Source organism: Aeromonas rivuli (assembly GCF_000820045.1).
Lineage (GTDB): Bacteria > Pseudomonadota > Gammaproteobacteria > Enterobacterales > Aeromonadaceae > Aeromonas > Aeromonas rivuli.
Genome location: NZ_CDBJ01000027.1, coordinates 494092 through 517698, shown reverse-complemented (window position 1 = coordinate 517698; position 23607 = coordinate 494092). Strand labels below are relative to the sequence as shown.

The following is a 23607-nucleotide window of genomic DNA, read 5'->3' as shown; positions in this document are numbered from 1 at the left end:
GCCCCTCCGTCGTGGTGCAGGTACCTGGATTCCCCAGGTTCAACAATCAGGAGTAAGCGATGCCGATCTGTATTTTGCCCGCTCTCCTCGCCAACCAGATAGCAGCGGGCGAGGTAGTGGAACGCCCCTCCTCCGTCGTCAAGGAGCTGGTCGAGAACAGCCTGGATGCGGGGGCGAACCGGATCGAGATCGACATAGACAAAGGGGGCACCAAGCTGATCCGCATCCGTGACAACGGCTGCGGCGTGCCCAAGGATGAGCTGGTGCTGGCCTTGTCACGGCACGCGACCTCCAAGGTGGCGACCCTGGATGATCTGGAAGGGATCAACAGCCTCGGATTTCGGGGAGAGGCGCTCGCCTCCATCAGTTCTGTCTCCCGGCTCAGTTTCACGTCGCGTACTCAGGAGCAGCCCGAAGCCTGGCAGGCCGAGGCAGAGGGACGGGAGATGAACGTCACCATCAGACCCGCCGCCCATCCCGTCGGCACCACGGTCGAGGTGGTGGATCTCTTCTTCAATACCCCGGCGCGGCGCAAGTTCATGCGCAGCGAAAAGACCGAGTTTGCCCACATCGATGAGCTGGTGCGCCGCATCGCCCTGTCGCGCTTCGATATCACCCTGCTGCTGCGCCACAATGACAAGCTGGTGCGCCAGTATCGCGCCGCCAGTTCGGTGCAGGAGCAGGAGCGCCGTCTCGCCGCCGTGTGCGGCACCCCCTTCATGCACCATGCCCTCGCCATCGAGAGCGAGCACAGCGACGTGCGACTGCGCGGCTGGTTGGCGACCCCGGCCGGGGCCAGGCCGCAGAATGATCTGCAATACACCTATGTCAACGGCCGCATGATGCGCGACAAGTTGATCAATCACGCCATCCGCCAGGCCTATGACGAGCTGCTGGGACCGGATCGCTTTGCCGCCTACGTGCTCTATATCGAGCTGGATCCCCGTCAGGTGGACGTCAATGTACACCCCGCCAAGCACGAGGTGCGTTTTCATCAGGCGCGGCTCATCCACGACTTCATCTATCAGGCGCTGTTTAGCGCCCTACACCAGGCCGACCGTCAGGAGCCTCTGGCGATGAGTGAGGTGAGCCTGCCGACCACGGCCCCCGACTATCCGGGGCAAGCGGCGCGCACCGACTGGTATGGGGCAGAACACGGCTATCGTGCCCCCACCGAGGTGCGGGAGGGGGGCCGCCAGGGCGGATCTGATGGCATCATGGGCAGCGACCGTCCCGCTAGCCAGCCGCGCACGACCTTGGCCAGGGGGCAGGGCTCCCATGGTGGGGATCTGCCACAGGCCCCCACTCGGGAGGCGCTGCGTGGCATGGAGGCCCTGTTGACGACCTTGCCCGCTCTCCAGGCGCCACCTCCGACCAGCACGGCGTCCCGGGATGAAGCGCACGTCGAGGGCACCGCTCGGGCCCTGACGTTGGTGGAGGGACGTTATCTGCTGCTCGAGCAGGGAGGCGGGCTCGCGCTGCTGCGGGTGGTTGTGGCCGAACGGCGCCTGCTGCGCCACTGGCTGCTCGAAGGTTGGGGGCAGGGGCTGGCCGCCCAGCCGCTGCTGCTGCCCGTCGCCTTTAAATTGCCCAAATCCCTCCATGGGGTGGCCGCCGAACAGGAAAAGCTGCTCAAACGCATGGGACTCGAGTTGAAAAGCGGTGGTCGCGACACCATGATCCTGACTCGGGTGCCGGCGCTGCTGCGCCAGACTGATCTGGCCCGTTTGCTACCCGAGCTGCTGCAACTCCTCGAAGGGTTGAGTGCTGCCAGCAATGAGGAGAAGGCTCAGGTGCTCTGTCAGTGGCTGGTCGAACAAGGCTTGGCCAGTGACAAGCAATATGACTTTGCCACTGCCACTCGCCTGCTTGGTGAGCTGGTGAGTCAACTGGGTGAGCCGCGTGGTGACAAGGGGCTGCTGCGCCCTCTCTCCCTGGCCGCGGCCCTGGCCGAGTTTGAGGAAGAGTGAAGCCACTCGCAGCTGACTTGCATGGGGCAGCCCCCCATTTTTAGCGTTTTGTGAAAGGAATTGACCGTGACTGACTTGCCGACTGCCATTTTTCTGATGGGGCCTACCGCCTCCGGCAAGACGGATCTCGCCATCGAACTGTGCCAGACCCTGCCCTGCGACATCATCAGCGTGGATTCCGCGCTCATCTATCGCGGCATGGACATCGGCACCGCCAAGCCGAGTGTCGACGAGCTCAGGCTCGCCCCCCATCGATTGATCGATATTCTGGATCCGGCGCTGAGTTACTCGGCGGCGGATTTTTGCCGTGATGCCTTGCGCGAAATGGACGAGATTGCCAGTCGTGGCCGCATTCCCTTGCTGGTCGGCGGCACCATGCTCTATTTCAAGGCCCTGCTGGAGGGGCTCTCTCCGCTGCCCTCGGCCGACCCCGTCATTCGCGCCGGCATTGAGGCCGATGCGGCCCGGCTGGGCTGGCAGGCCCTGCACGACGAGCTGGTGCGCATCGATCCTGTGGCCGGGGCGCGTATTCATCCCAATGATCCCCAGCGGCTGAGCCGGGCCCTCGAGGTCTATCGCATCAGCGGCAAGACCCTCACCGAGCTGACTCAGGTGCAGGGGGAAGGCTTACCCTATCGGGTGCATCAATTTGCCATTGCCCCGACCGAGAGGGCTCAGCTGCATGAGCGGATCGAACAGCGTTTCGATCTCATGCTGGCCCGGGGGTTCGAGAACGAGGTCAGGGCCCTGCGCGCACGGGGGGATCTGACGCCGGACCTACCCTCAATTCGCTGCGTTGGCTACCGCCAAATGTGGGACTACCTGGCCGGGGAACTGGGGTATGATGAGATGCGTTATCGTGGCATCGTTGCCACTCGTCAGCTTGCTAAACGGCAAATGACCTGGTTGAGGGGATGGCCTGAGGTCACCTGGTTGGGATCTGGTGAGTCTGACAACCTCGCCAGGGTCATTGCCTGCGCTGGTGCGGCTTGACACTCCCTGTATAATCAGGTTGTTATAGTGATATCCGGTGTTTAAAAACAACAAACTATAAGGAAAAAAGAAGATGGCTAAGGGGCAATCACTCCAAGACCCGTTTTTGAATGCGCTGCGCCGTGAGCGGATTCCTGTTTCTATCTATTTGGTGAACGGCATCAAACTGCAGGGTCAAATCGAATCTTTCGACCAATTCGTCATTTTGCTCAAGAACACCGTCAGCCAGATGGTCTACAAGCATGCCATCTCCACCGTGGTGCCGGCTCGCGCCGTCAACCATCATCAGCATACCGCCACTGGTCAGGGTGATGAGCCGTCAGGTGACAGTGAGGAGTGAGTCCAAGCGGCGAGCCAGCTCGCCATGCCTCATGAGTCCAGTTAAGGAGCAAGCGCTTGTTTGACCGTTATGAAGCAGGCGAACAGGCTGTGCTGGTGCATGTCAACTTCAGTGATGAAGGGGAACGTGAGGATCTCGAAGAGCTCAAGTTGTTGGTGAGCTCTGCCGGGGTCAACATGTTGGGCGTCGTCACCACCAGTCGCAGTGCGCCCAGCGCCAAGTTCTTTGTCGGCAGCGGCAAGGCGGAAGAGATCGCCTCCGAGGTGCAAGCCCTGGGGGCGGATGTGGTGATCTTCAACCATGCCCTGACCCCTGCCCAGGAGCGCAACCTGGAGCGCTTGTTCCAATGCCGGGTCGTCGACAGAACCGGCCTCATTCTCGATATCTTCGCCCAGCGCGCCCGTACCCATGAAGGCAAGCTGCAAGTCGAACTGGCCCAGTTGCGCCACCTCTCTACCCGACTGATCCGTGGCTGGACTCACCTTGAGCGCCAGAAGGGCGGTATCGGCCTGCGCGGCCCGGGTGAAACCCAGCTTGAAACCGACCGTCGTCTGTTGCGTGAACGCATCAAGGCCATCTTGCGTCGGCTCGACAAGGTCGCCAAGCAGCGGGAACAGGGTCGTCGTGCCCGCAATCGCAATGAAGTACCAACCGTTTCTCTGGTGGGTTATACCAACGCCGGAAAATCCACTTTGTTCAACCAACTTACAGATGCCAGCGTGTATGCTGCCGATCAGTTGTTCGCAACTCTGGACCCGACGCTGCGTAAAGTGGAGATCCGGGACGTAGGAGATGTGATACTGGCGGACACGGTAGGCTTTATTCGACACCTTCCTCATGATCTGGTCGCGGCCTTCAAGGCGACCCTGCAAGAGACCCGGGAGGCTGACCTGCTACTGCATGTGGTGGATTGCGCCGACGAGCAGATGCAGGAGAATATTGACGCCGTGCAGCGGGTCTTGGTCGAGATCGAGTCCGATGATCGCCCCCAGCTGATGATCTGTAACAAGATTGACAAGCTGAGCGATCGCCCCGCCATGCTGGAGCGTGACGATGAGGGCCGACCGGTACGGGTTTGGCTCTCCGCCCAGACGGGTGAAGGCCGCGAACTCTTGTTCCAGGCCCTGACCGAATTGTTGGCTGGCACCATGGTGCACCACAGGCTGCAGTTGCCACCCTCGGCCGCCCGGTTGCGCAGTACCCTCTATCGCCTCAAAGGGATAGAGCAGGAAGGTTTTAGCGAGGAGGGGGATTTCGTGCTGGAAGTCCGCTTGCAAGTGGCCGACTGGAACCGCCTCGTGAAGCAAGAAGGTGAAGTTTTACAACGCTTTATCATGCATTGATCCATCACATGGGCTACTGAGCCTGGTGGACTGATTGCCGATAGAGATGACATCCATTCGCAAGTATTTAAATGGAGATGCTGATGGCTTGGAATGAGCCTGGTAACAACGGCAAAGACCGTGACCCTTGGGGGAATAACGGCAAGACTCAGGGACCCCCTGATCTGGACGAGATGCTGCGCAAGGTCAGCCGTCGCTTCGGCGGTCTGTTTGGCGGCGGTGGTAAATCCGGTGGTGAGATAGGCAAGTTCGGCCTCTCCATCGCCCTGCTGGTCGCCGTGGTGGTGTGGGTCGTCAGCGGCTTCTATACCATTCGCGAGGCCGAGCGTGGCGTGGTGCTGCGTTTTGGGGAGTACTCCCATAACGTGGATCCGGGTCTGCGCTGGAAACCGACCTTCATCGACAGGGTCATCCCGGTGGATGTGGAATCGGTACGCTCCCTGCCAGCCTCCGGCTTCATGCTGACTCAGGACGAGAACGTGGTCCGGGTCGAGATGGACGTGCAGTATCGCATCGTCGATCCCCAGGCCTATCTGTTTAGCGTGACCAATGCCGACGAGAGTCTGAGTCAGGCCACCGACAGTGCCCTGCGCTACGTCGTTGGCCACACCCGGATGGATGATGTCCTGACCACGGGTCGGGAAAAGGTTCGTCAGGAAACCTGGCAGGTGATCGATGGCATCATCGAGCCCTACCAGATGGGTCTGCAAATCGTCGACGTCAACTTCCTGCCGGCGCGTCCGCCAGAAGAAGTGAAGGATGCCTTCGATGATGCCATCTCCGCTCAGGAAGATGAGCAGCGCTTCATCCGTGAAGCCGAAGCCTATGCCCGTGAAGTGGAGCCAAAGGCTCGCGGCTCGGTCAAACGTCTGGAACAGGAAGCCGAAGGCTACAAGTCCCAGATTGTGCTGAAGGCCAAGGGTGAAGTTGCCCGCTTCAATGAGCTGCTGCCCCAGTATCAGGCCGCCCCCGAGTTGACTCGTGAGCGTATCTACCTGGAAACCATGGAAGAGCTCTATCAGCAGACCAACAAGGTGCTGGTCGACATGCCTGCTGGCAACAACAGCATGATCTATCTGCCCCTCGACAAGCTGTCTGGCAAGGCGAATGCGGTGCAACCGGCCCGTCCGGCTGGCACTCCTGCGGTGGAACCGGCTCAGCCGTCCAACGAAGGGGCCAACTCCACTCCGACGCCGCTGCGTAGCGGTGACCGTTTCAGCACAGGGAGAAACTGATAGATGAATAAGATAGCTATTGGTGTCATCGCTGTGGCTGCCATGGTCTGCTTCTCTTCCGTCTTCATCGTCGATGAAGGGCAGAAAGGGATAGTGGTGCAGTTTGGCAAGGTGAAGCGAGTCGACTCCGGTGAGCCTCGTCTCTTCGAGCCAGGCTTGCACTTCAAGGTGCCGGTGATCGACCAGGTTCGCAAGATGGATGCTCGCATCCAGACTCTGGAAGGCCAGGCGGATCGCTTCGTCACCTCGGAGAAGAAAGATCTCATCATCGACTCCTATGTGAAGTGGAAGATCGAGGACTTCTCCAAGTACTACCTGGCAACGGGGGGTGGCAACAAGATCCAGGCCGAAGACCTGCTCAAGCGCAAGATCAACAACGGCCTGCGTTCCGAGATAGGTAACCGCACCATCAAGGACATCGTCTCCGGTGAACGCAGTACCGTGATGGAAGATGCCCTGATGAAGATGGCGCGCTCTTCCGAGCTCGGTATCAAGGTGGTGGATGTGCGCATCAAGCAGATCAACCTGCCGGTGGAAGTCTCCAACTCCATCTATCAGCGGATGCGTGCCGAGCGGACTGCCGTGGCCCGTGAGCATCGCTCCCAGGGGCGCGAGCAGGCTGAAATCCTGCGCGCTGACATCGACCGCAAGGTGACCGTCATGATCGCCGACGCCGACAGTAATGCGCGTCAGCTGCGTGGTGAAGGGGATGCGGAAGCCGCCAAGATCTATGCCGACAGCTACAAGAAAGACCCCGAGTTTTTCAGCTTCGTGCGTAGCATGGAGGCCTATCGCAAGAGCTTCGCCGGCGGCAACGACCTGATGGTCCTGAAGCCGGACAGCGAGTTCTTCCGCTACCTCAAGTCGCCGGAAGGCAACAAGCAGTAAGCTTGTTAGTCCCATGTCGTTATGTAAAAGGGCCCGTGAGGGCCCTTTTCTATGGCTGGGATTTAACGCCGGTTTAGGCCGACAGATGTGATGATGCTTAGCTGGGGGAGGCCATTGCCACTGACCTATGACGTGTTCGTAAAGGCGCTGGTAAATGGAGGGGACAAGTAGGGTTAGGGGATGATGTGCTTGGGCAGCAGCTGCGGCAGAACAAAGGCCAAGGACGCTCTTGAGCAGAGGATGGGCTGAGCGATGAAGACAGGGTCTGTCTCTTCTCCACCCTGGTGCATACCAACCAATAAAAAAGAGGCCATCAGGCCTCTCTTTTATTGGTCACAGCGCCAGCACTCAGGCGCTGCGCTGTACAGCCATCTGGGCCAGCTGGATCAGGGCCTGACGATGTTGTGAGTCCGGCAGCACCATGAGTGCCGCTATGGCCTTGTCGGCCTCCTCACGGGCGCGCTGGCGGGAGTAGTCGAGCGCCCCTGTGCCATCCAGAATGGTGAGGATTTCGTCCAGATGCTCCATGCCGTTACGGTGTTCTATCGCATCACGGATGCGCTGACGCTGGGCCGGCGTCCCCACTTCCATGGCACGCAGCAGCGGCAGGGTCGGTTTGCCTTCGGCGAGATCGTCGCCGACATTCTTGCCCATCTCATCACTCTGGGAACAGTAGTCCATGACGTCATCGATGATCTGGAAGGCGGTACCCAGATACTTGCCGTAATCGGTCATGGCCGCCTCTATGCGGGCATCTTGCTGGGTCAGCACGGCAGCGAGCCGGGTCGCGGCCTCAAACAGCTTGGCGGTCTTGCAATAGATGACCGTCATATAGCTCTGTTCTGTGGTATCGGGATCGTTGCAGTTCATTAACTGCAGCACCTCGCCCTCGGCGATGGTGTTGGTGGCGTCGGACAGGATCTCCATCACGCGCAGGTCGGCGAGTTCGGCCATCATCTGGAAGGAGCGGCTGTAGAGATAGTCACCGACCAACACGCTGGCCGCATTGCCGAACATGGCATTGGCGGTCTCCCGGCCACGGCGCAGGTCGGATTCATCGACCACGTCGTCGTGCAGCAGGGTCGAGGTATGGATGAACTCTATGATGGCAGCCAGCTTGAGGTGATCTTCTCCCTCATAACCCAGCGCTCTTGCAGCCATGACGGTCAGCATGGGACGCATCCGTTTGCCGCCTGCACTGACGATGTAGAAGCCCAGCTGGTTGATCAGACTGACCTCGGACTGAAGTCGGGCCAGGATCAGCTCATTGACCGCCGTCATGTCGGCGGCACAGAGCGCTCGAATAGTCTGTTGGTCCATAGATCTCGTAACGTGACGGGCAGCAATGTCTGCAGTTTTAGTAATGGCGGGGATTCTACACGATTTCACAATGGGTTACAGTGAAGCGTTTATTCACGGCTCGGCACGTGCGCACAAAATAAACTTTTTGCTAAATTGGTCTTGCCTGAACAGATCGATGTGCGTAGAATGCCGGCCCATTGTTATAGGTTTTTGTGCGGGTCTGGCCTTGAGCAAAAGACTCGCCTTTACGGAGTTAATCAAATGTACGCGGTATTCCAAAGCGGCGGAAAACAACACCGTGTGGCCGAAGGTCAAATCGTTCGTCTTGAAAAGCTGAACGTTGAGACTGGCGCTACTATCGACTTCAATGAAGTTCTGATGGTTGCTGCAGGCGACACTTTTAAAGTAGGTGCTCCTTTCGTTGAAGGTGGCAAGGTTGTAGCTGAAGTTGTGGCTCACGGCCGTGGCGAGAAAGTGACTATCGTCAAGTTCCGTCGTCGTAAGCACCATCGTAAGCAAGCGGGCCACCGTCAGTGGTTCACTGAAGTCAAAATCACTGGCATCAGCGCTTAATTCGAGAGGAATCTGAAAAATGGCACATAAAAAAGCTGGCGGTTCATCCCGTAACGGTCGCGACTCAGAAGCCAAACGTCTCGGCGTCAAGCGCTTCGGCGGCGAAACTGTACTGGCTGGTAGCATCATCGTTCGTCAGCGTGGCACCAAGTTCCACCCTGGCACCAACGTTGGTCTGGGTACCGACCACACTTTGTTCGCTACTGCGACTGGTAAAGTGTTGTTCGAAGTTAAAGGTCCGCAGAATCGTAAGTACGTCAGCATCGTTGCTGAGTAATTACGGACCGCAAGGATCCGAAGCCCCGCCAACCTGGCGGGGCTTTTGTTTTTCTGAAAAGTTTGACGAAAAAACGGCACGCGGATGAGCTGGCGCTGACAGGCCTCATCGCCAAGATGCGTCTCGCCCGCAGGGGTCTGTACCACTATAATTGCGTATCGGTTTTTCGAATTAAGGTGACGGTTACCTATGAAGTTTGTTGATGAAGTCCAAATTCGAGTCGATGCCGGTGACGGTGGTAACGGTTGTGTGAGCTTTCGCCGTGAGAAATTCATCCCCAACGGTGGCCCTGATGGTGGCGACGGTGGTGATGGCGGCGACGTTTATCTGCTTGCCGATGAAAACCTGAATACCCTGATCGACTACCGTTTCGAGCGTTTCCACGCCGCCGAGCGTGGTGAGAATGGCCAGAGCGCCAACTGTACCGGTCGCCGTGGCAAGGATCTGACCCTGAAGGTGCCGGTCGGTACCCGTGCCAGCGATGAAGATACCGGCGAGCGGCTCGGTGACCTGACCCAGCATGGCCAAAAGCTGCTGGTCGCCAAGGGTGGTTTCCATGGTCTGGGCAACACGCGCTTCAAGAGCTCGGTCAACCGTGCCCCCTATCAGAAGAGCAACGGTACCGAGGGTGAAGTGCGTACCCTGAAGCTGGAACTGCTGCTGCTGGCTGACGTCGGTATGCTGGGCTTGCCCAATGCCGGTAAATCTACCTTCATTCGTGCCGTCTCTGCCGCCAAACCCAAGGTTGCCGATTACCCCTTCACCACCCTGGTGCCGAATCTGGGTGTTGTACGTGGTGAAAACTCCCGCTCCTTCGTGATCGCCGATATTCCGGGCCTGATCGAAGGTGCCGCCGAGGGCGCCGGTCTGGGTATTCGCTTCCTCAAGCACCTTGAGCGCTGCCGCGTGTTGATCCACCTGGTTGATATCTGCCCGGTTGATGAGTCTGATCCTGCCGAAAACGCGGTCACTATCGTCAAGGAGCTGGAGAAGTACAGCCCTGAGCTGGCGAGCAAGCCGCGTTGGTTGGTGTTCAACAAGATGGACTTGATCCTGGAAGAAGAAGCGGCCGAGGTGATGGAGCGCGTCAAGAGTGCGTTGGCCTACGAAGGCCCCGTCTACGAGATCTCTGCTATCAGCAAGCAAGGTACCAAGAAGGTCTGCTACGACATTCTGGATCTGCTCGATACCATGCCTCGTCAGCTGGAACAGGATGCCAAGGACGCCATCGAGAAGGTGGAGTTCAAGTGGGATGACTACCACAAGAACCAGCTGGCCCAGGCCGAAGCAGAGGCCGCAGCGGCTTCCCGCGCCTTCGATGAATCCCTCGGTGATGATGACTGGGATGAAGACGATGATGACGGCGTAGAAGTCATCTACGTGCGTGACTGATCACTCTTCAGATGGTTGAGATGAATACCGGAGTCCGGCAACGGACTCCGGTTTTTTTATGGGCGCTACTGTGGTTTTCATGGATCCGAAGCGTACCAGTAGATGTATTTGTGATGCCTGTTCTTGCCTGTCATCGTCAGCTGGTTATACTGCGCACCTGAACGTAACCTGCTTGAAACAATATGCTAACACCGTGTCATGAATTGATATGCATATCTGTTTGGGGATGTTCTTATGGAAGCTTCGTCTGAAAAATACTTATGCTTAAAATTATGCATTAAAAGCTTGTTTGTGCATTTTTTTGGAGTATTCTTTCGCCCGTTTTGCTGGGCGGGGCATGAGTATGCAGGCGACCTGGCTAAGGAAAAGTAACATTAAGGCTGTAATCTCATGTTGGAAAAGACCCTCGAAGCCCCTGCGGTAAATACGCGCCGTAACTTGCTGATGTTCTTGATCCCGTCACTTATCGGGATCCTGCTGTTCATGACACCTGTGCTCTATGACGGCAATATCACCATACCCGTGGCTGTGCTGGCCAAGACGGTACAAGCGGTGTTCGCCGACTCCCTGGTGGCCGTGGTGTGCGCCTTGATCACCACGACCATGCTATTGACCCTGGTTGCCTGGCTGTTCAAGCCTGCGATCCTGGTACGTCGCCCCTTTCTCAATGCCCTGTTTAACGTGTCCCCTTTCTGGGCCATGGTGCGAGTACTGGGCGGCCTCTTCGCGTTGCTGACCTTCTTCGGAGTGGGCCCAGAGGCACTGCGTTCCGATGCGACCGGTGGTCTGGTGCTGCATGACCTGTTGCCCGTGCTGTTCTCGGTGTTTATCTTCGCCGGCCTGCTGCTGCCGCTGCTGCTGGATTTTGGTCTGCTGGAATTTGTCGGCACCCTGATGACCCGCATCATGCGTCCGGTATTCCGTCTGCCGGGGCGCTCCGCAGTCGACTGCTTCGCTTCCTGGCTCGGCGATGGCAGCGTGGGCATCCTGCTGACCAGCAAGCAGTATGAAGGCAAGTTCTACACCCAGCGAGAAGCCGCCGTCATCGGCACCACCTTCTCGGCCGTTTCCATTACCTTCTGCCTGGTGGTCATCTCGCAAGTCAGGCTCGAGCATATGTTCGTGCCCTTCTATCTGACCGTCTGTCTGGCGGGTGTGGTGGCTGCCATCATAGTGCCGCGTCTGCCGCCGCTCTCCTGGAAGAAGGACGTCTATGCCGATGGCACTCCGCTGTGCCGCAAGCAGGAGGCCGTGCCCCACGACCACAGTCTGGTGAGCTATGGCTTCGAGCGTGCCCTCAAGAAAGCCGATAGCGTGACTGACCTTGGTGCCGTGGCGCGTGAGGGGGTGAAGAACGCCCTGGACATGGTGTTTGGCGTGCTGCCGGTGGTGATGGCGATCGGCACCTGTGCCCTGCTGCTGGCCGAGCATACGCCCGTGTTTAATTGGCTGGGGGCCCCCTTCATACCGCTGCTTGAGCTGTTGCAACTGCCGGAGGCCGAAGCCGCTTCCAAGACCATAGTGGTCGGTTTCGCGGACATGTTCATCCCGGCGATCCTGGCGTCCAGCATAGAGAGCGAGATGACCCGCTTCGTCATCGCCGCCATGTCGGTGACTCAGCTTATCTATATGTCGGAAGTGGGTGCTCTGCTGCTTGGCAGCAAGATCCCGGTCAAGCTGTGGGAGCTGTTTGTGGTCTTCCTGCTGCGTACCCTGGTGACCCTGCCGGTCATTGCCGCCATGGCTCATCTGTTGTTCTGAACCAGCGTGTTGGTAAAAAACTGCTAAAAAAACGGACAGTCCCTTGGCTGTCCGTTTTTTATATATATTTTCTGCCGATCTGTGATCGAACTGGCCTTTTGCAATCGCAGCGGCCGCTCAGGCTGCTGTTCGACCAAAGTGGGCTTTGTAATTTCATAATCTTACATTAACGTAACATTCGTCATCGCGATGTTGCCAGCCGAGCCGTAGGCCAGTCGTTCCCCTTATGGCAAGGAGCCCTCATGCCCGCACCGCTCAGCTATCGCGTCGGCCCGACCGATGCCCCCCTGCTTGATCAGACCATAGGTGACTACCTGCTAGGGATAGTCGAACGCTTCCCGGACCGGCCCGCCGTGGTGGTGCGCCATCAACAGATCCGCTGGAACTGGCGTGAATACGCGCAGCAGATAGATCGCCTGGCCAAGGGGTTGCTGGCCATCGGCATACAGCCCGGTGACAGGGTCGGTATCTGGTCTCCCAATAACATCGAGTGGTGCCTGGTGCAGTTTGCTACCGCGCGCATCGGCGCCATCATGGTCTGTATCAATCCGGCCTATCGCCGCGAGGAGCTGGCCTTTGCCATCAACAATGTGGGCTGCAAGGCATTGATCTGCGCCAGCCGATTCAAGGGCAGCGACTATCTTGCCATCCTGGCCGAGCTGGCCCCTGAATTGGACAGTTCAGCGCCCGGATCTCTCAAGGCGGCCGCCTTGCCGAGTCTGGCCTGGGTGGTGCGCCTGGGGGAGGATAAGAGCCCGGGCATGCTCAACTTCGACGCCCTGCTCACCCTGGGCGATGAACAGGATGCTTGCGCCCTGCAAAGGGTGTCAGCCGGGCTCAAGGCCTCGGATCCCATCAATATCCAGTTCACCTCGGGCACCACGGGCAGCCCGAAAGGCGCGACCCTGAGCCACAACAACATACTCAACAATGGTCTGCTGGTTGCCGCCGGCATGGGACTGACCGAGCACGACAGGCTCTGCATCCCTGTGCCCCTCTATCACTGCTTCGGCATGGTGCTCGGCAACCTGGTCTGTCTGAGTGTGGGGGCCTGCGCCCTCTTCCCCAGTGAGGCGTTCGACGCCGCCATCACCTTGCAGATGGTCAGTGAGGAGCGTTGTACCGCCTTGCATGGGGTGCCAACCATGTTCATCGCCGAGCTGGAGCTTGCGAACTTCGCCGAGTTCGATCTCGGCTCCCTGCGTACCGGCATCATGGCCGGGGCCATCTGCCCGGAGCCATTGATGTTGCGGGTACAGACCCTGATGCACATGACCGAGGTGACCATCGCCTATGGTCAGACAGAGTGCAGCCCCATCAATCACATGACGGCGGTGGATTGCCCCCTCGACAAGCGAGTCACCACGGTCGGACGGGCTATCGGCCATACCGAGATAAAGTTGGTCGACCCCAGCGGTGAGACGGTGCCCATAGGGGAGAAGGGGGAGATCTGCTGCCGTGGCTACAACGTCATGAGCGGTTATTGGCAGGATCCGGCCAAGACGGCCGCCACGATAGATGGCGAGGGCTGGTTGCACTCCGGCGACATAGGGGTCATGGATAGCGAAGGCTATGTGCAGATCGTGGGGCGCAGCAAGGAGCTGATCATCCGGGGTGGCGAGAACATCTATCCCCGGGAAGTGGAGGAGCGGCTCTACGATCATCCTGCGGTACAGGATGCCGCCGTGTTTGGCATCGACAGCGATCGCTATGGCGAGGAGGTCTGTGCCTGGATCAAGCTCAGGCCCGGCTGTGATGCCGATGAAGAGGAGATTAAACACTTCCTGTCGGCCCGCATCGCCTACTTCAAGGTGCCACGCTATATCCGTTTCGTGGATGAGTATCCCATGACGGTCACCGGCAAACTGCAGAAGTTTCGCATGAAGGAGTTGATGAGTGCCGAACTTGCCCCTCACTAGTCACGGGGGGCCGTCCCAGGGCGGATAGCCCGGCGACCTGTTGTGTCAGCCAGGGGGAGGGCGCTTGCTGGTCTGCCGGGAAGGCTTGAGATCCCGGGACCTGAGGAGCGAGGCAGGCTCACTCGGCCCCGGATTGGAGAAGGCAGCCAGATTGACCTGATCGCATTGCGCCTCGTCCAGGAAGCGCTGACCATATTGTTGCCAGATACGGCTGCGCAGAAAGAGGGAGAAGAGATCCGGGTCAATGTGACCCTCATTGGCCATTTGGCTCATGATGGCGAGGGACTGGCTGAGACTCTTGCCTGACTTGTAGGGACGATCGCTCGCGGTCAGCGCCTCGAAGATGTCGGCGATGGCCATGATGCGGGCCGGTATGCTCATCTGCGCCCGGTTTAGCCCCCTCGGATAACCGCTGCCATCGATCTTTTCGTGATGGCCGCCCGCTATCTCTGGCACCTGTTTCAGGTGGCGGGGGAAGGGCAACCGCTCCAGCATCCTGATGGTCTGGATGATGTGTTCATTTATCTTGTAGCGCTCCTCCTCGCTCAGGGTGCCCCGTCGAATGCCGAGATTGTGGAGCTCACCGCGATCATAGAGGCACTCGGGCACCTTCACCGTGAAGCCCCAGGGATTGTCAGTCTCCAGTCTATCGTGGTCGGGGCGGGGGATCCTGTGCTCGGGCTTGTCAGCCAGCAAGGATTCGCGGCAGGGCAGGGGGAGTGGGGCCCTGCCATGGCGTTTGAACTCCTCGACGCCTATGCCAAGCCGGTCATCCAGAGTGCGTAGCCAGCTGCGACTGGCAATCCGTTGCAACTGCTCGAGCCGCTCGGGTGCCATCCACTCACCGCCCTGATTGCACTCGGCCACGAAGGCAAACTCGGCATCGAGCTCGGCCCAGGCCGGGGCCACGGCCGTGCGGGCGAGGCTGCACTGCTGCTCTGACAGCTGTTCACTCAGGGCTGCGATGTGGGCATCGCGCTTGAGCACCTCGAAGCGGGTGCGGATCTCGTGGATGCGGTCGTAGAGGGTTTCCAGCTTGGTTGCCTTGTCGACCACGAACTCGGGGGTGGTCACCTTGCCACAGTCGTGCAGCCAGCTGGCGATGTGGATGGCTTCCCACTCCTGGGCATTGGGACGGAAATCGGCAAAGGGGCCATGGCGCTCTGCGCTCGCGGCTTCGGCCAGCAGCCGGGTCAGCTCGGGGACGCGCTGGCAGTGACCGCCCGTGTAAGGGCTCTTGGCATCGATGGCGCCGGCGATGAGCTCGATGAAGGACTCCAATAACTGCTTTTGCTCCGCGAGCAGGCGCTGATTTTCGATGGCCGAGGCCGAGGTGCCGGCCAGTGCCTCGATCAGACTGATGCGAGCCGCCAGTTCATCAGGGGAGCAGGGGGGTAACAAGATCTGCAGACACCCGGTCACTTCCTGGTTGTGACTGAGCAAGGGTTCGGCTACCAGCTGTCCTGGGCCCGGATAATCCCCCCAGCCACTCAGATGGCGATGCCATATCCCGCTCTCCAGGGCCAGACTCACCCGCTCGCCCCGCAAGACGGGGCGCAGCAGGGGATCACCATCGAACCGCTGCAGAAGTTGACCCTGCCAGAAGGCCCTGACGGGCCGCAACTGCCCGGACTCGACCAGATAGAGGGCTCCCCCGATCGCCCCCGCTGCGGATATGGTCTCACTGAGCACCAATTTGAACAGTGCATCCATGTCGTGCTCGGCGCCAAGGGCTCTGCCCATGTTCATGAAGTTGCCCAGGGTCAGGCGCATGCCTGACATGGTGCGGGAGAGATCCTCTATCTCCTGAATGGAGGAGTGGGTATGTTCACCTTCGCTAAAGTCGAAATGCTGAATACGTTCGGCCTCTCGGGTCAGGGCTAGCAGGGGGGTGGCCGTGCGTCTGGCCGCAAACCAGATGATAGGCAGCATGAGCAACAAGGCCAGCAGGGCATTGCCGAGATTGTGCAAGGCCTGACGCTTGGCATCCGCAAACAGGCGTTCGCTACTGATGAGCAGCCCGAGGTAGTAGGACGATCCCTCCCCGACTGGAGAGAGGTTGACCTGCCACTCCCCCCGTTCTGGATCGTCGAGGGTCAGGGCGTGGCGCCCCTTGAGCAGTTCGGGTTCGGCGCTCAGCCGGCGCTGCAACAGGGTAAAGACGGGATCGCTCAGGGTCGAGATCTTGGGGAGAACTCGCAGTCTGTCGTAGCCGGGTAGTTGGGCCGGATCCGTGGCCAGCAGGGTGGCATGACGATCGAACAGTACCAGTTGGGTTCCCTCCTGCTGCATCTTGCCGATGAGTGCCGAGATGCGCTCGACACTGGCATCGATGCCGATCACCGCTTTGCGATCCTGGCTGGCCATCGCCAGTGTGATGCCTGGCTCCTTGGTGGTGAAAAAGAGATAGGGGGCTGTGCTGGTGATGCCATTGTGGTGAAGCGCCTGCTGATACCAGAGCCTGGCGCGGGGATCGAACTGGTAGTCGGGGATGGGCTGGCGGGCAATCAACTGCTGGCGGGCATCATAGTAGAGGTAGTCGCCTTGGCCTCTGGCGAGGCTCTGCACCAGAATGTTGCTGCCTTCTGGCAGTGAACCCAGCTGCACCTTGACTCGCTCGGTCAGGGTTCGCACCAGAAAGAAGTCACCGTTGTCATAGCCGACATAGATGGCGCCATAACCGTGGTTGCTGGCCAGTACTTCGATGAGCTGGGGCAAAAATGTCAGTCGCGCCTCCAGATCGTCTGCCTGCATCAGTGAACCGGCCCTGAGTAGCTTGAGACTGGTTCGGGCGGGACGTTCGTTGAGCTGCAATGCGAGGGCCAGCCGCTCCCTATATTGCTGAAAATTCTGATATTCGTGTGCCATGCCCTGAGCACGATGCTGTGCGAATTGCTGCAGTATCAAGAGGGCACCGAACAGACAGAACAGGCCGATAAACAGAGTGGCTATGTGCACATAGAAAGGGCGGCGTTGTGAGCCGGATTGCCTCATGGTCCAGATCCTTGTGATGGCCACTCATCCATGGTTGGCCAGCAATGAGTGTGGCTCATGGCATCGAGATCGCCAGTGATGGATGATTGTGTCTCATTCAGAGCTAGTGATAGAGTGGGGGTTTTCTCATCCACAGGAGTGAGTCATGGGTGTTCCCTATTCGGTACTGGATCTGGTGCCTGTCCCCGTCGGTTCCCGCCCCGCCGATTCTTTCCGTCGCTCCCTTGAGTTGGCCCAGCAGGCCGAGGCCTGGGGTTATCACCGCTATTGGCTGGCCGAACATCACAACATGCCGGGGATCGCCAGTGCGGCCACCTCGGTGTTGATTGGTCATCTGGCTGCGGGTACCCATACCCTGCGTCTGGGCGCCGGTGGCATCATGTTGTCCAATCACTCTCCTCTGGTGATCGCCGAGCAGTTTGGCACCCTGGAATCCCTCTATCCGGGCAGGATCGATCTGGGTCTTGGCCGGGCACCAGGTTCGGATCAGCGCACCATGCAGGCCCTGCGCCGTCAGCGGATCGGTGAGGTGGATGATTTCCCTGCCGATGTGGCAGAGTTGATGGCCTATTTCGGTGATGAGCCTGGCCCGGTACGCGCCGTGCCGGGGCTGGGACTCAAGCTGCCAGTCTGGCTGCTCGGATCCAGCCTTTACAGCGCCCAGTTGGCGGCGACCATGGGGTTGCCGTTCGGCTTTGCTTCCCATTTTGCCCCGGCGCTGTTGTCGCAAGCGCTGGAGATCTATCGCAGTCAGTACCGCCCCTCGGTGCGTTGGCCCGAGCCGTATGCCGTGGTCTGCGTCAATCTGATTGCCGCCGAGAGCACGGCCGAGGCCCGCTTTCTGCTGAGCACAGTACAGCAGCAGTTTTTACGGCTCTATCGGGGAGATGCCGGGGAATTGCCGGCGCCGGTCGAGGAGCTGACAGGTTGGGCACCCCATGAGCTGGTGGCCATGGAGAAGACGCTGTCTCGCTCCCTGGTGGGTGATAAAGCGGCCATCCGCCATGGCATTCAGGCATTGCTGGCCGAAACTCAGGCCGATGAACTCATGTTCAATGGCCCCATCTTCGATCATCAGGCCCGCTTGCACTCCTTCGCCCTGGGTGCCGAGGTAATGCGCTCGCTCTGATGGCCCGCAAACCCGGTGTACAGACACCGGGTTTTCACTCGCGATTGACAGACCTCCCCACCCTTTTTATCCCCTTCTGACCTTCTGACCTTCTGACCTTCTGACCTTCTGACCTTCTGGCCTTCTGACGTTCTGATCTTCGGTCTCATTCTTGCCATCCACTGCACGTCATCTCATTGGTTTCGGCAACCATTCATATGTTCGACGTTTATGGAATTTAGCGGCAACTTTGCCGATTTTTATCAATTTATCCTGATTTTAATCCCTATTTCCTCCTGCTTTTTTCTGCCCATTGCTGGCTCTGCCTGCTTCGGTGTCGGCTGATCAGGCCCTCCTGTTGCAGTGGTGGAAAAGAGGCATCTGTTCCAGGAGTTTGATGCTCTGAGGCTCAAGCATTAAATTTAGTTTAGAACATTAAATAATTACATGGTCAAAATATTCTGGCTTGGTGCCTCAACCTGATAATAGAAATTGTTATTATCGTGTTTTATGGTTTAAGATCAGTGGTTTAGTTATTTATTGTGGGCTGGTGGATGTTATTTAGCCTTTAAATTCACTCAAAAATTGTTTAGTGTATAAAGTGAATTTCACCATGGCCATGCCATGGCGATGGCGTTTTAATCAATTAGAAAGGGCAACATGACAGTCAAACTGGAAGTAAAGACCCTGTATAAAATCTTTGGAGAGCAACCTGACAAGGCGTTCAAGTTATTGGAAGAGGGTGATGATCGTGCCGGTATCTTGCAAAAGACTGGGCAGACCCTCGGTGTGCATGATGTGAATCTGCAGATCCATGAAGGAGAGATCTTCGTGGTGATGGGGTTGTCGGGATCTGGCAAATCCACCCTGGTACGCCTGCTCAACCGGCTGATAGAGCCGACCCGAGGACAGGTGTTGATCGATGGTGAAGACATCGCCGTCATCTCGGATGAGGCGTTGCGTCAGGTGCGCCGAAAGAAGATCAGCATGGTGTTCCAATCCTTCGCCTTGATGCCGCACCTGACGGTATTGGACAACGCCGCTTTTGGTCTGGAGCTGGCTGGGGTATCCCAGGACGATCGTCATCGCAGTGCCCGTCAGGCGCTGGCTCAGGTAGGTTTGGACAAGTGGGCGGACGCCTATCCTGACGCTCTGTCCGGTGGCATGAAGCAGCGGGTCGGCCTGGCCCGCGCCCTGGCCAATGACCCCGATATCCTGTTGATGGATGAGGCGTTTTCTGCGCTAGACCCCCTCATTCGCACCGAGATGCAGGACGAGTTGCTCAAGCTGCAAGCCAATCACCAGCGCACCATCGTCTTCATCTCCCACGATCTGGACGAGGCGATGCGCATCGGCGATCGCATCGCCATCATGCAGGATGGCCAGGTGATCCAGGTCGGCACCCCGGATGAGATCCTGAGTCAGCCAGCCAACGATTATGTGCGTGCCTTCTTTCGCGGCGTGGATCTCGCCAATGTGTTCAGCGCCCGTGACATCGCCAGCCGCAAACAGACCCCGCTCATCAAGAAACACATCACGGATGGCCCGGCCAACGCCCTGCGTCAGCTCAAGGAGCAGGAGCGGGAGTTTGGTTATGTGATCGATCGCAGCCGACACTTCGTCGGTGTCGTCTCTCTCGATTCCCTGGCCTGTGCCGTGGCGAGCAAGGGCAGCCTGGATCAGGCCCTGCTCGAGGAGGTGAGCCCCTTGCTGGCGGATACCCCCTTGCATGAGCTGATCAGTCAGGTGGCAGCCGCACCCTGTCAGGTGCCGGTGATCGAAGAGGATGGTACTTACCTGGGGCTTATCTCCAAGGCCAATCTGCTCAATACCCTGGACAGGAGTACCCCGGCATGAAGCATCTGTTATCCCTCTGCCTGGCGACCCTGTTGCTGGCCGCACACCCAGCCTGGGCCGATGAAGCCCCTGGCGCCGCTCCGGATCCCTGGGCCGAAACCCCGACGACGCAAGCCGAGGCGGATCCCTGGGGCAGCACTACCCAGACCGCGGTCGCCAGCAACGATTGGCAGAACCAGATAGCCGTGGCCGATGAAAAACCGGCGCTGGATCTGCTGGATCCTTTCCAGCAGGCCTGGTTGCCCCTCGATATCTGGGTTGAAGAGGGGATCGGTGTCCTGGTGACCCACTTCAGACCCCTGTTCCAGGTGATTCGTGCACCGGTCGAGGTGACCCTCAACGCCTTGACCCAGGCGCTGCAGAGCGTGCCTTCCGCCCTGATGGTGGGCCTCTTGACCCTGATCGCCTGGCAGCTGGTCAGTGGGCGCATGGCACTTGGCACCCTGGGTTCTCTCATCGGGATTGGCCTCATCGGGGCCTGGTCCGATGCCATGGTCACCCTGGCCCTGGTGATGACCTCCCTGCTGTTTTGCATGTTGATTGGTCTGCCTGCCGGCATCTTGCTGGCCCGTAGCGAGCGGGCCACCGCCTGGACCCGGCCCCTGCTTGATGCCATGCAGACCACGCCAGCCTTCGTCTACCTGATCCCCATCGTCATGCTGTTTGGCATAGGCAACGTGCCAGGGGTGGTGGTGACCATCATTTTCGCCCTGCCACCCATGATCCGGCTGACCATACTCGGCATTCGCCAGGTACCGGCGGATCTCATCGAGGCGGGTCACTCATTTGGTGCCAGCCCACGGCAACTGCTGTTCAAGGTACAACTTCCGCTGGCCATGCCGACCATCATGGCCGGGGTCAACCAGTCGCTGATGCTCTCCCTCTCCATGGTGGTGATCGCCTCCATGATTGCGGTGGGCGGGCTGGGCCAGATGGTCCTGCGCGGCATAGGCCGTCTCGACATGGGCATGGCCTCGGTCGGCGGGCTCGGCATAGTGCTGCTGGCCATAGTGCTCGACCGTCTCACCCAGGCCATGGGCCAATCCAGCGCCGAGCGTACCGGTCGCTGGTATCAGCGAGGCCCCATCGGCCTGCTGCTCGCCCCGTTCGGCCGCCATCATCAGAATCACACCAAAGGAGAAATACTATGAGAGCCATCACCAAGGGATTGACCCTGGCAAGCCTGTTACTGAGCACCACCGCCATGGCCAGCGTCCCGGTGCAACCCATTCAGAGCAGCGTACCGGAGGAGGCATTTCAGACCCTGCTGGTGAGCAAGCTGCTCGGCGAGCTTGGCTATGACGTCAAACCCGCCAAAGAGGCGGATTACAACGTGGGCTATGCCTCGGTCGCCAGCGGCGATGCGACCTTCCTCGCGTTCAACTGGGATCCGCTGCACAAGGACAAATACGAAAAAGCGGGCGGTGACACCAAGTTCTATCGTGAAGGCACCTATGTGACGGGGGCGGCTCAGGGCTACCTCATCGACAAGCTGACAGCCGACAAGTACGGCATCACCAATATCGCGCAACTGAAGGATCCCAAGCTGGCGGCCCTGTTTGACAGTGACGGCGATGGCAAGGCCGACTTGGCCGGTTGCAATCCGGGTTGGGGCTGTGAGGGGGTGATCAATCATCAACTCAAGGTGTTTGGCCTGGACAAGACGGTGACTCACCAGCAGGGTAACTATGCGGCCATCATTGCCGACACCATTACCCGCTACAAGGAACGCAAGCCGGTGTTTTATTACACCTGGACCCCATACTGGGTCAGTGGCGATCTGATCCCGGGCAAGGATGTGGTCTGGCTGGAAGTGCCCTTCACCGCGCTGCCGGATGGCCGCGATGGCGACACCAAGCTGGCCAATGGCAAGAACTATGGTTTCGAGATGAACACCATGCACATAGTGGCCAACCGCGTCTTCGCCGAGGCCAATCCGTCGGCGGCCAAACTGTTTGACGAGATGAAGTTGCCCATCAACGACATCAACGTCCAGAATAGCCTGATGAAGCAGGGTCAGAACAAGCCCGCCGACATAGAGCGGCACGCCGATGCCTGGATCAAGGGGCATGATAGCCTGGTCAAGCAGTGGCTGACGGAGGCTCGCGCCGCCAAATAGGTGTCAGCAGTCTGTCATCTGATCACGCCCGGCTCTTGAGCCGGGCGTTTTTATTTGTGCAACTTATTCTATAAGATGTTGATCTAAAAAGGCTGTCGCGCAGATGTCGGGTCGCTGTCGTCAAGGATTACTGCCAGGCCGGGTACGCTTGCTCTCGTCAATACCACAAGGAGTTCATCGATGATTGTCAGGAAGTTGAGATTGCAGCGCGGCTGGTCACAGGATCAATTGGCTACCATGTCGGGGCTGAGTGTCCGCACAGTGCAACGGATAGAGCGGGGGCAGGCCCCCGGCCTCGAATCCCTCAAGGCCCTGGCCGCCGTCTTCGAACTCGATATCAGTCAACTGCAGGAGAGCGAGATGAGGGAAACAAGCATGGAGACGGGATCCGGGGTGTCGCTGGAAGAGCGCGAGGCGATGAAGTTTGTCGAGGATCTCAAGGGATTCTACGGCCACCTCATCAGCTATGGGCTGGTGATCAGCCTGCTGTGGGTCATCAATCTGGTGACCAGCCCGGGGCATATCTGGGCCTGGTGGCCCATGCTGGGCTGGGGTATAGGTCTGACGGCTCACGCCTTCAATCTGTTCAAGCTGCCCAAGTGGCTCGGCCCCGACTGGGAGCGGCGCCAGATAGAGAAGCGACTCGGCCGCAAGTTATGAGCCGAATATGAAGAGGCCCGGCATGATCCGGGCCTTTTTCATGGGGTAAACAGGCGCTTAGATCCCGGAGCCGTCGTTCTCGCCGCTCTCTTCATGCAGGCCGCACTCTCGCTTGAGGCCGAAGAAGCGGGTCTGCTCCTCGCTCATGCCCGGCTCCCACTTGGCGGTGGTGTGAACGTCGCCCACCGAGAGATAGCCCTGCTCCCACAGGGGGTGGTAGGGCAGGTCGAACTCCTTGAAGTAATAGAAGACGTCCTTGTTGCTCCAATCGATCACCGGCAGGAACTTGAAACGGCCGCGCTGGATGGCCAGCACTGGCAAGTTGCCACGGCTGCCTGACTGCTCCCGGCGCAGACCGGAGAACCAGGTTTGCGCGCCGAGATCCCGCAGCGCCCTGTCCATGGGCTCGACCTTGTTGAGCTGGTTGTAGCGGGTGATCCCCTCCACTCCCTGCTCCCACAGCAGGCCGAAACGGGCCTCCTGCCAGGCAGGGGACAGCTCGGAGCGGTAGATCTTGAGATTGAGCTTGAGCCGCTCGCTCAGTTCGTCGATGAAGCGGTACGTCTCGGGGAAGAGGTAGCCGGTATCGGTCAGCACCACGGGCACGTCACCTTGCTCGCGACTCACCAGGTGCAGCATCAATGCGGCCTGAATGCCGAAGCTGGAAGAGAGGATGTGCTGTCCTGGCAGATTGGCCAGGGCCCAGCGCACCCGCTCGGGGGCGCTCATGGCCTCCAGCTCACGGTTGTGGGGGGCCAGGGCGGCGACCTGCTCCTCTTTGGAGAGGTTGAGCAATAGGGTCAGATCCAGTGTCATCTCAGTGTCTCGCTCTGTGAAGAAAAGCGGGCGTCGCGGCAATGCGGGGCGCCCTTGGGA

Annotated in this window: 19 protein-coding genes; 16 read left to right on the top strand and 3 right to left on the bottom strand. The window is 59.1% G+C overall.

Annotation, left to right across the window (positions count from 1 at the left end):
* Positions 1-59: 59 nt before the first annotated feature.
* From mutL to hflC, 6 genes are all read left to right on the top strand, one after another.
* Positions 60-1970 carry a DNA mismatch repair endonuclease MutL gene (mutL, locus tag BN1130_RS06610; protein ID WP_042040963.1) on the top strand — a complete coding sequence of 637 codons (1911 nt, stop codon included), beginning with the start codon at positions 60-62 and terminating at the stop codon, positions 1968-1970.
* Positions 1971-2066: 96 nt separating this feature from the next.
* Positions 2067-2963: a tRNA (adenosine(37)-N6)-dimethylallyltransferase MiaA gene (gene miaA, locus BN1130_RS06605; RefSeq protein WP_042041022.1), complete on the top strand. Its 897-nt coding sequence runs from the start codon at positions 2067-2069 to the stop codon at positions 2961-2963.
* Positions 2964-3036: 73 nt separating this feature from the next.
* Positions 3037-3303, top strand: coding sequence for an RNA chaperone Hfq (gene hfq, locus BN1130_RS06600; RefSeq protein WP_042040962.1), 267 nt, complete (start codon positions 3037-3039; stop codon positions 3301-3303).
* Positions 3304-3359: 56 nt separating this feature from the next.
* Positions 3360-4646 (top strand): ribosome rescue GTPase HflX, encoded by a 1287-nt coding sequence (gene hflX, locus BN1130_RS06595; RefSeq protein WP_042040961.1) that lies wholly within the window; start codon positions 3360-3362, stop codon positions 4644-4646.
* Positions 4647-4729: 83 nt separating this feature from the next.
* Positions 4730-5881, top strand: a complete 1152-nt coding sequence (gene hflK / locus BN1130_RS06590; RefSeq protein WP_042041021.1) for an FtsH protease activity modulator HflK — start codon at positions 4730-4732, stop codon at positions 5879-5881.
* A 3-nt stretch (positions 5882-5884) separates the two neighbouring features.
* Entirely contained in the window at positions 5885-6769 is an 885-nt protein-coding gene (gene hflC, locus BN1130_RS06585) for a protease modulator HflC (protein ID WP_042040960.1), read from the top strand.
* Between the two features lie 348 nt (positions 6770-7117).
* On the opposite strand, the gene ispB is transcribed toward hflC, so the two are convergent.
* Complete coding sequence (gene ispB, locus BN1130_RS06580) at positions 7118-8089, bottom strand: octaprenyl diphosphate synthase (RefSeq protein ID WP_042040959.1); 972 nt, start codon at positions 8087-8089, stop codon at positions 7118-7120.
* Between the two features lie 243 nt (positions 8090-8332).
* On the opposite strand from ispB, the gene rplU reads away from it, so the two are divergent.
* The 5 genes from rplU to BN1130_RS06555 all read left to right on the top strand — a co-directional run bounded on the left by rplU (position 8333) and on the right by BN1130_RS06555 (position 13993).
* Positions 8333-8644, top strand: coding sequence for a 50S ribosomal protein L21 (rplU, locus tag BN1130_RS21555; protein ID WP_005304210.1), 312 nt, complete (start codon positions 8333-8335; stop codon positions 8642-8644).
* Positions 8645-8663: 19 nt separating this feature from the next.
* Positions 8664-8921: a 50S ribosomal protein L27 gene (gene rpmA / locus BN1130_RS06570; RefSeq protein ID WP_005911261.1), complete on the top strand. Its 258-nt coding sequence runs from the start codon at positions 8664-8666 to the stop codon at positions 8919-8921.
* Between the two features lie 189 nt (positions 8922-9110).
* Entirely contained in the window at positions 9111-10313 is a 1203-nt protein-coding gene (cgtA, locus tag BN1130_RS06565) for an Obg family GTPase CgtA (protein ID WP_042040958.1), read from the top strand.
* A gap of 390 nt (positions 10314-10703) precedes the next feature.
* Positions 10704-12074, top strand: coding sequence for a YjiH family protein (locus BN1130_RS06560; protein ID WP_042040957.1), 1371 nt, complete (start codon positions 10704-10706; stop codon positions 12072-12074).
* Between the two features lie 242 nt (positions 12075-12316).
* Entirely contained in the window at positions 12317-13993 is a 1677-nt protein-coding gene (locus BN1130_RS06555; RefSeq protein WP_042040956.1) for an AMP-binding protein, read from the top strand.
* Between the two features lie 45 nt (positions 13994-14038).
* On the opposite strand, the gene BN1130_RS06550 is transcribed toward BN1130_RS06555, so the two are convergent.
* Positions 14039-16987 carry an HD domain-containing phosphohydrolase gene (locus BN1130_RS06550; RefSeq protein ID WP_084218145.1) on the bottom strand — a complete coding sequence of 983 codons (2949 nt, stop codon included), beginning with the start codon at positions 16985-16987 and terminating at the stop codon, positions 14039-14041.
* 145 nt (positions 16988-17132) lie between these two features.
* Here BN1130_RS06550 and BN1130_RS06545 point away from each other — a divergent pair, with 145 nt between their 5' ends.
* The 5 genes from BN1130_RS06545 (at position 17133) to BN1130_RS06525 (ending at position 22731) form a co-directional block, all read left to right on the top strand.
* Positions 17133-18116, top strand: a complete 984-nt coding sequence (locus tag BN1130_RS06545) for an MsnO8 family LLM class oxidoreductase (protein WP_042040955.1) — start codon at positions 17133-17135, stop codon at positions 18114-18116.
* A gap of 639 nt (positions 18117-18755) precedes the next feature.
* Positions 18756-19952, top strand: coding sequence for a glycine betaine/L-proline ABC transporter ATP-binding protein ProV (gene proV, locus BN1130_RS06540; protein WP_042040954.1), 1197 nt, complete (start codon positions 18756-18758; stop codon positions 19950-19952).
* The gene (proW, locus tag BN1130_RS06535; RefSeq protein WP_042040953.1) at positions 19949-21103 is read left to right on the top strand and encodes a glycine betaine/L-proline ABC transporter permease ProW; all 1155 of its coding nucleotides are present in this window, start codon (positions 19949-19951) and stop codon (positions 21101-21103) included. The genes proV and proW overlap by 4 nt, the downstream gene beginning before the upstream one ends.
* Positions 21100-22071 (top strand): glycine betaine/L-proline ABC transporter substrate-binding protein ProX, encoded by a 972-nt coding sequence (proX, locus tag BN1130_RS06530; protein ID WP_042040952.1) that lies wholly within the window; start codon positions 21100-21102, stop codon positions 22069-22071. Before proW ends, proX begins: the two co-directional genes overlap by 4 nt.
* A 180-nt stretch (positions 22072-22251) precedes the next feature.
* Positions 22252-22731, top strand: a complete 480-nt coding sequence (locus BN1130_RS06525; protein WP_042040951.1) for a 2TM domain-containing protein — start codon at positions 22252-22254, stop codon at positions 22729-22731.
* A 57-nt stretch (positions 22732-22788) separates the two neighbouring features.
* Here the strand turns inward: BN1130_RS06525 and BN1130_RS06520 are convergent, their stop codons facing one another.
* On the bottom strand, positions 22789-23547 hold the full coding sequence (locus BN1130_RS06520; protein WP_042040950.1) for a phosphoadenylyl-sulfate reductase: 759 nt from the start codon (positions 23545-23547) through the stop codon (positions 22789-22791).
* Positions 23548-23607 lie beyond the last annotated feature (60 nt).

Coding starts and splice junctions, on each gene's coding strand:
- mutL (WP_042040963.1), top strand. CDS start 60: ATGCCGATCTGTATTTTGCCCGCTCTCCTCGCCAACCAGATAGCAGCG.
- miaA (WP_042041022.1), top strand. CDS start 2,067: ATGGGGCCTACCGCCTCCGGCAAGACGGATCTCGCCATCGAACTGTGC.
- hfq (WP_042040962.1), top strand. CDS start 3,037: ATGGCTAAGGGGCAATCACTCCAAGACCCGTTTTTGAATGCGCTGCGC.
- hflK (WP_042041021.1), top strand. CDS start 4,730: ATGGCTTGGAATGAGCCTGGTAACAACGGCAAAGACCGTGACCCTTGG.
- hflC (WP_042040960.1), top strand. CDS start 5,885: ATGAATAAGATAGCTATTGGTGTCATCGCTGTGGCTGCCATGGTCTGC.
- ispB (WP_042040959.1), bottom strand. CDS start 8,089: ATGGACCAACAGACTATTCGAGCGCTCTGTGCCGCCGACATGACGGCG.
- rplU (WP_005304210.1), top strand. CDS start 8,333: ATGTACGCGGTATTCCAAAGCGGCGGAAAACAACACCGTGTGGCCGAA.
- rpmA (WP_005911261.1), top strand. CDS start 8,664: ATGGCACATAAAAAAGCTGGCGGTTCATCCCGTAACGGTCGCGACTCA.
- cgtA (WP_042040958.1), top strand. CDS start 9,111: ATGAAGTTTGTTGATGAAGTCCAAATTCGAGTCGATGCCGGTGACGGT.
- BN1130_RS06560 (WP_042040957.1), top strand. CDS start 10,704: ATGTTGGAAAAGACCCTCGAAGCCCCTGCGGTAAATACGCGCCGTAAC.
- BN1130_RS06555 (WP_042040956.1), top strand. CDS start 12,317: ATGCCCGCACCGCTCAGCTATCGCGTCGGCCCGACCGATGCCCCCCTG.
- BN1130_RS06550 (WP_084218145.1), bottom strand. CDS start 16,987: ATGAGGCAATCCGGCTCACAACGCCGCCCTTTCTATGTGCACATAGCC.
- BN1130_RS06545 (WP_042040955.1), top strand. CDS start 17,133: ATGGGTGTTCCCTATTCGGTACTGGATCTGGTGCCTGTCCCCGTCGGT.
- proV (WP_042040954.1), top strand. CDS start 18,756: ATGACAGTCAAACTGGAAGTAAAGACCCTGTATAAAATCTTTGGAGAG.
- proW (WP_042040953.1), top strand. CDS start 19,949: ATGAAGCATCTGTTATCCCTCTGCCTGGCGACCCTGTTGCTGGCCGCA.
- proX (WP_042040952.1), top strand. CDS start 21,100: ATGAGAGCCATCACCAAGGGATTGACCCTGGCAAGCCTGTTACTGAGC.
- BN1130_RS06525 (WP_042040951.1), top strand. CDS start 22,252: ATGATTGTCAGGAAGTTGAGATTGCAGCGCGGCTGGTCACAGGATCAA.
- BN1130_RS06520 (WP_042040950.1), bottom strand. CDS start 23,547: ATGACACTGGATCTGACCCTATTGCTCAACCTCTCCAAAGAGGAGCAG.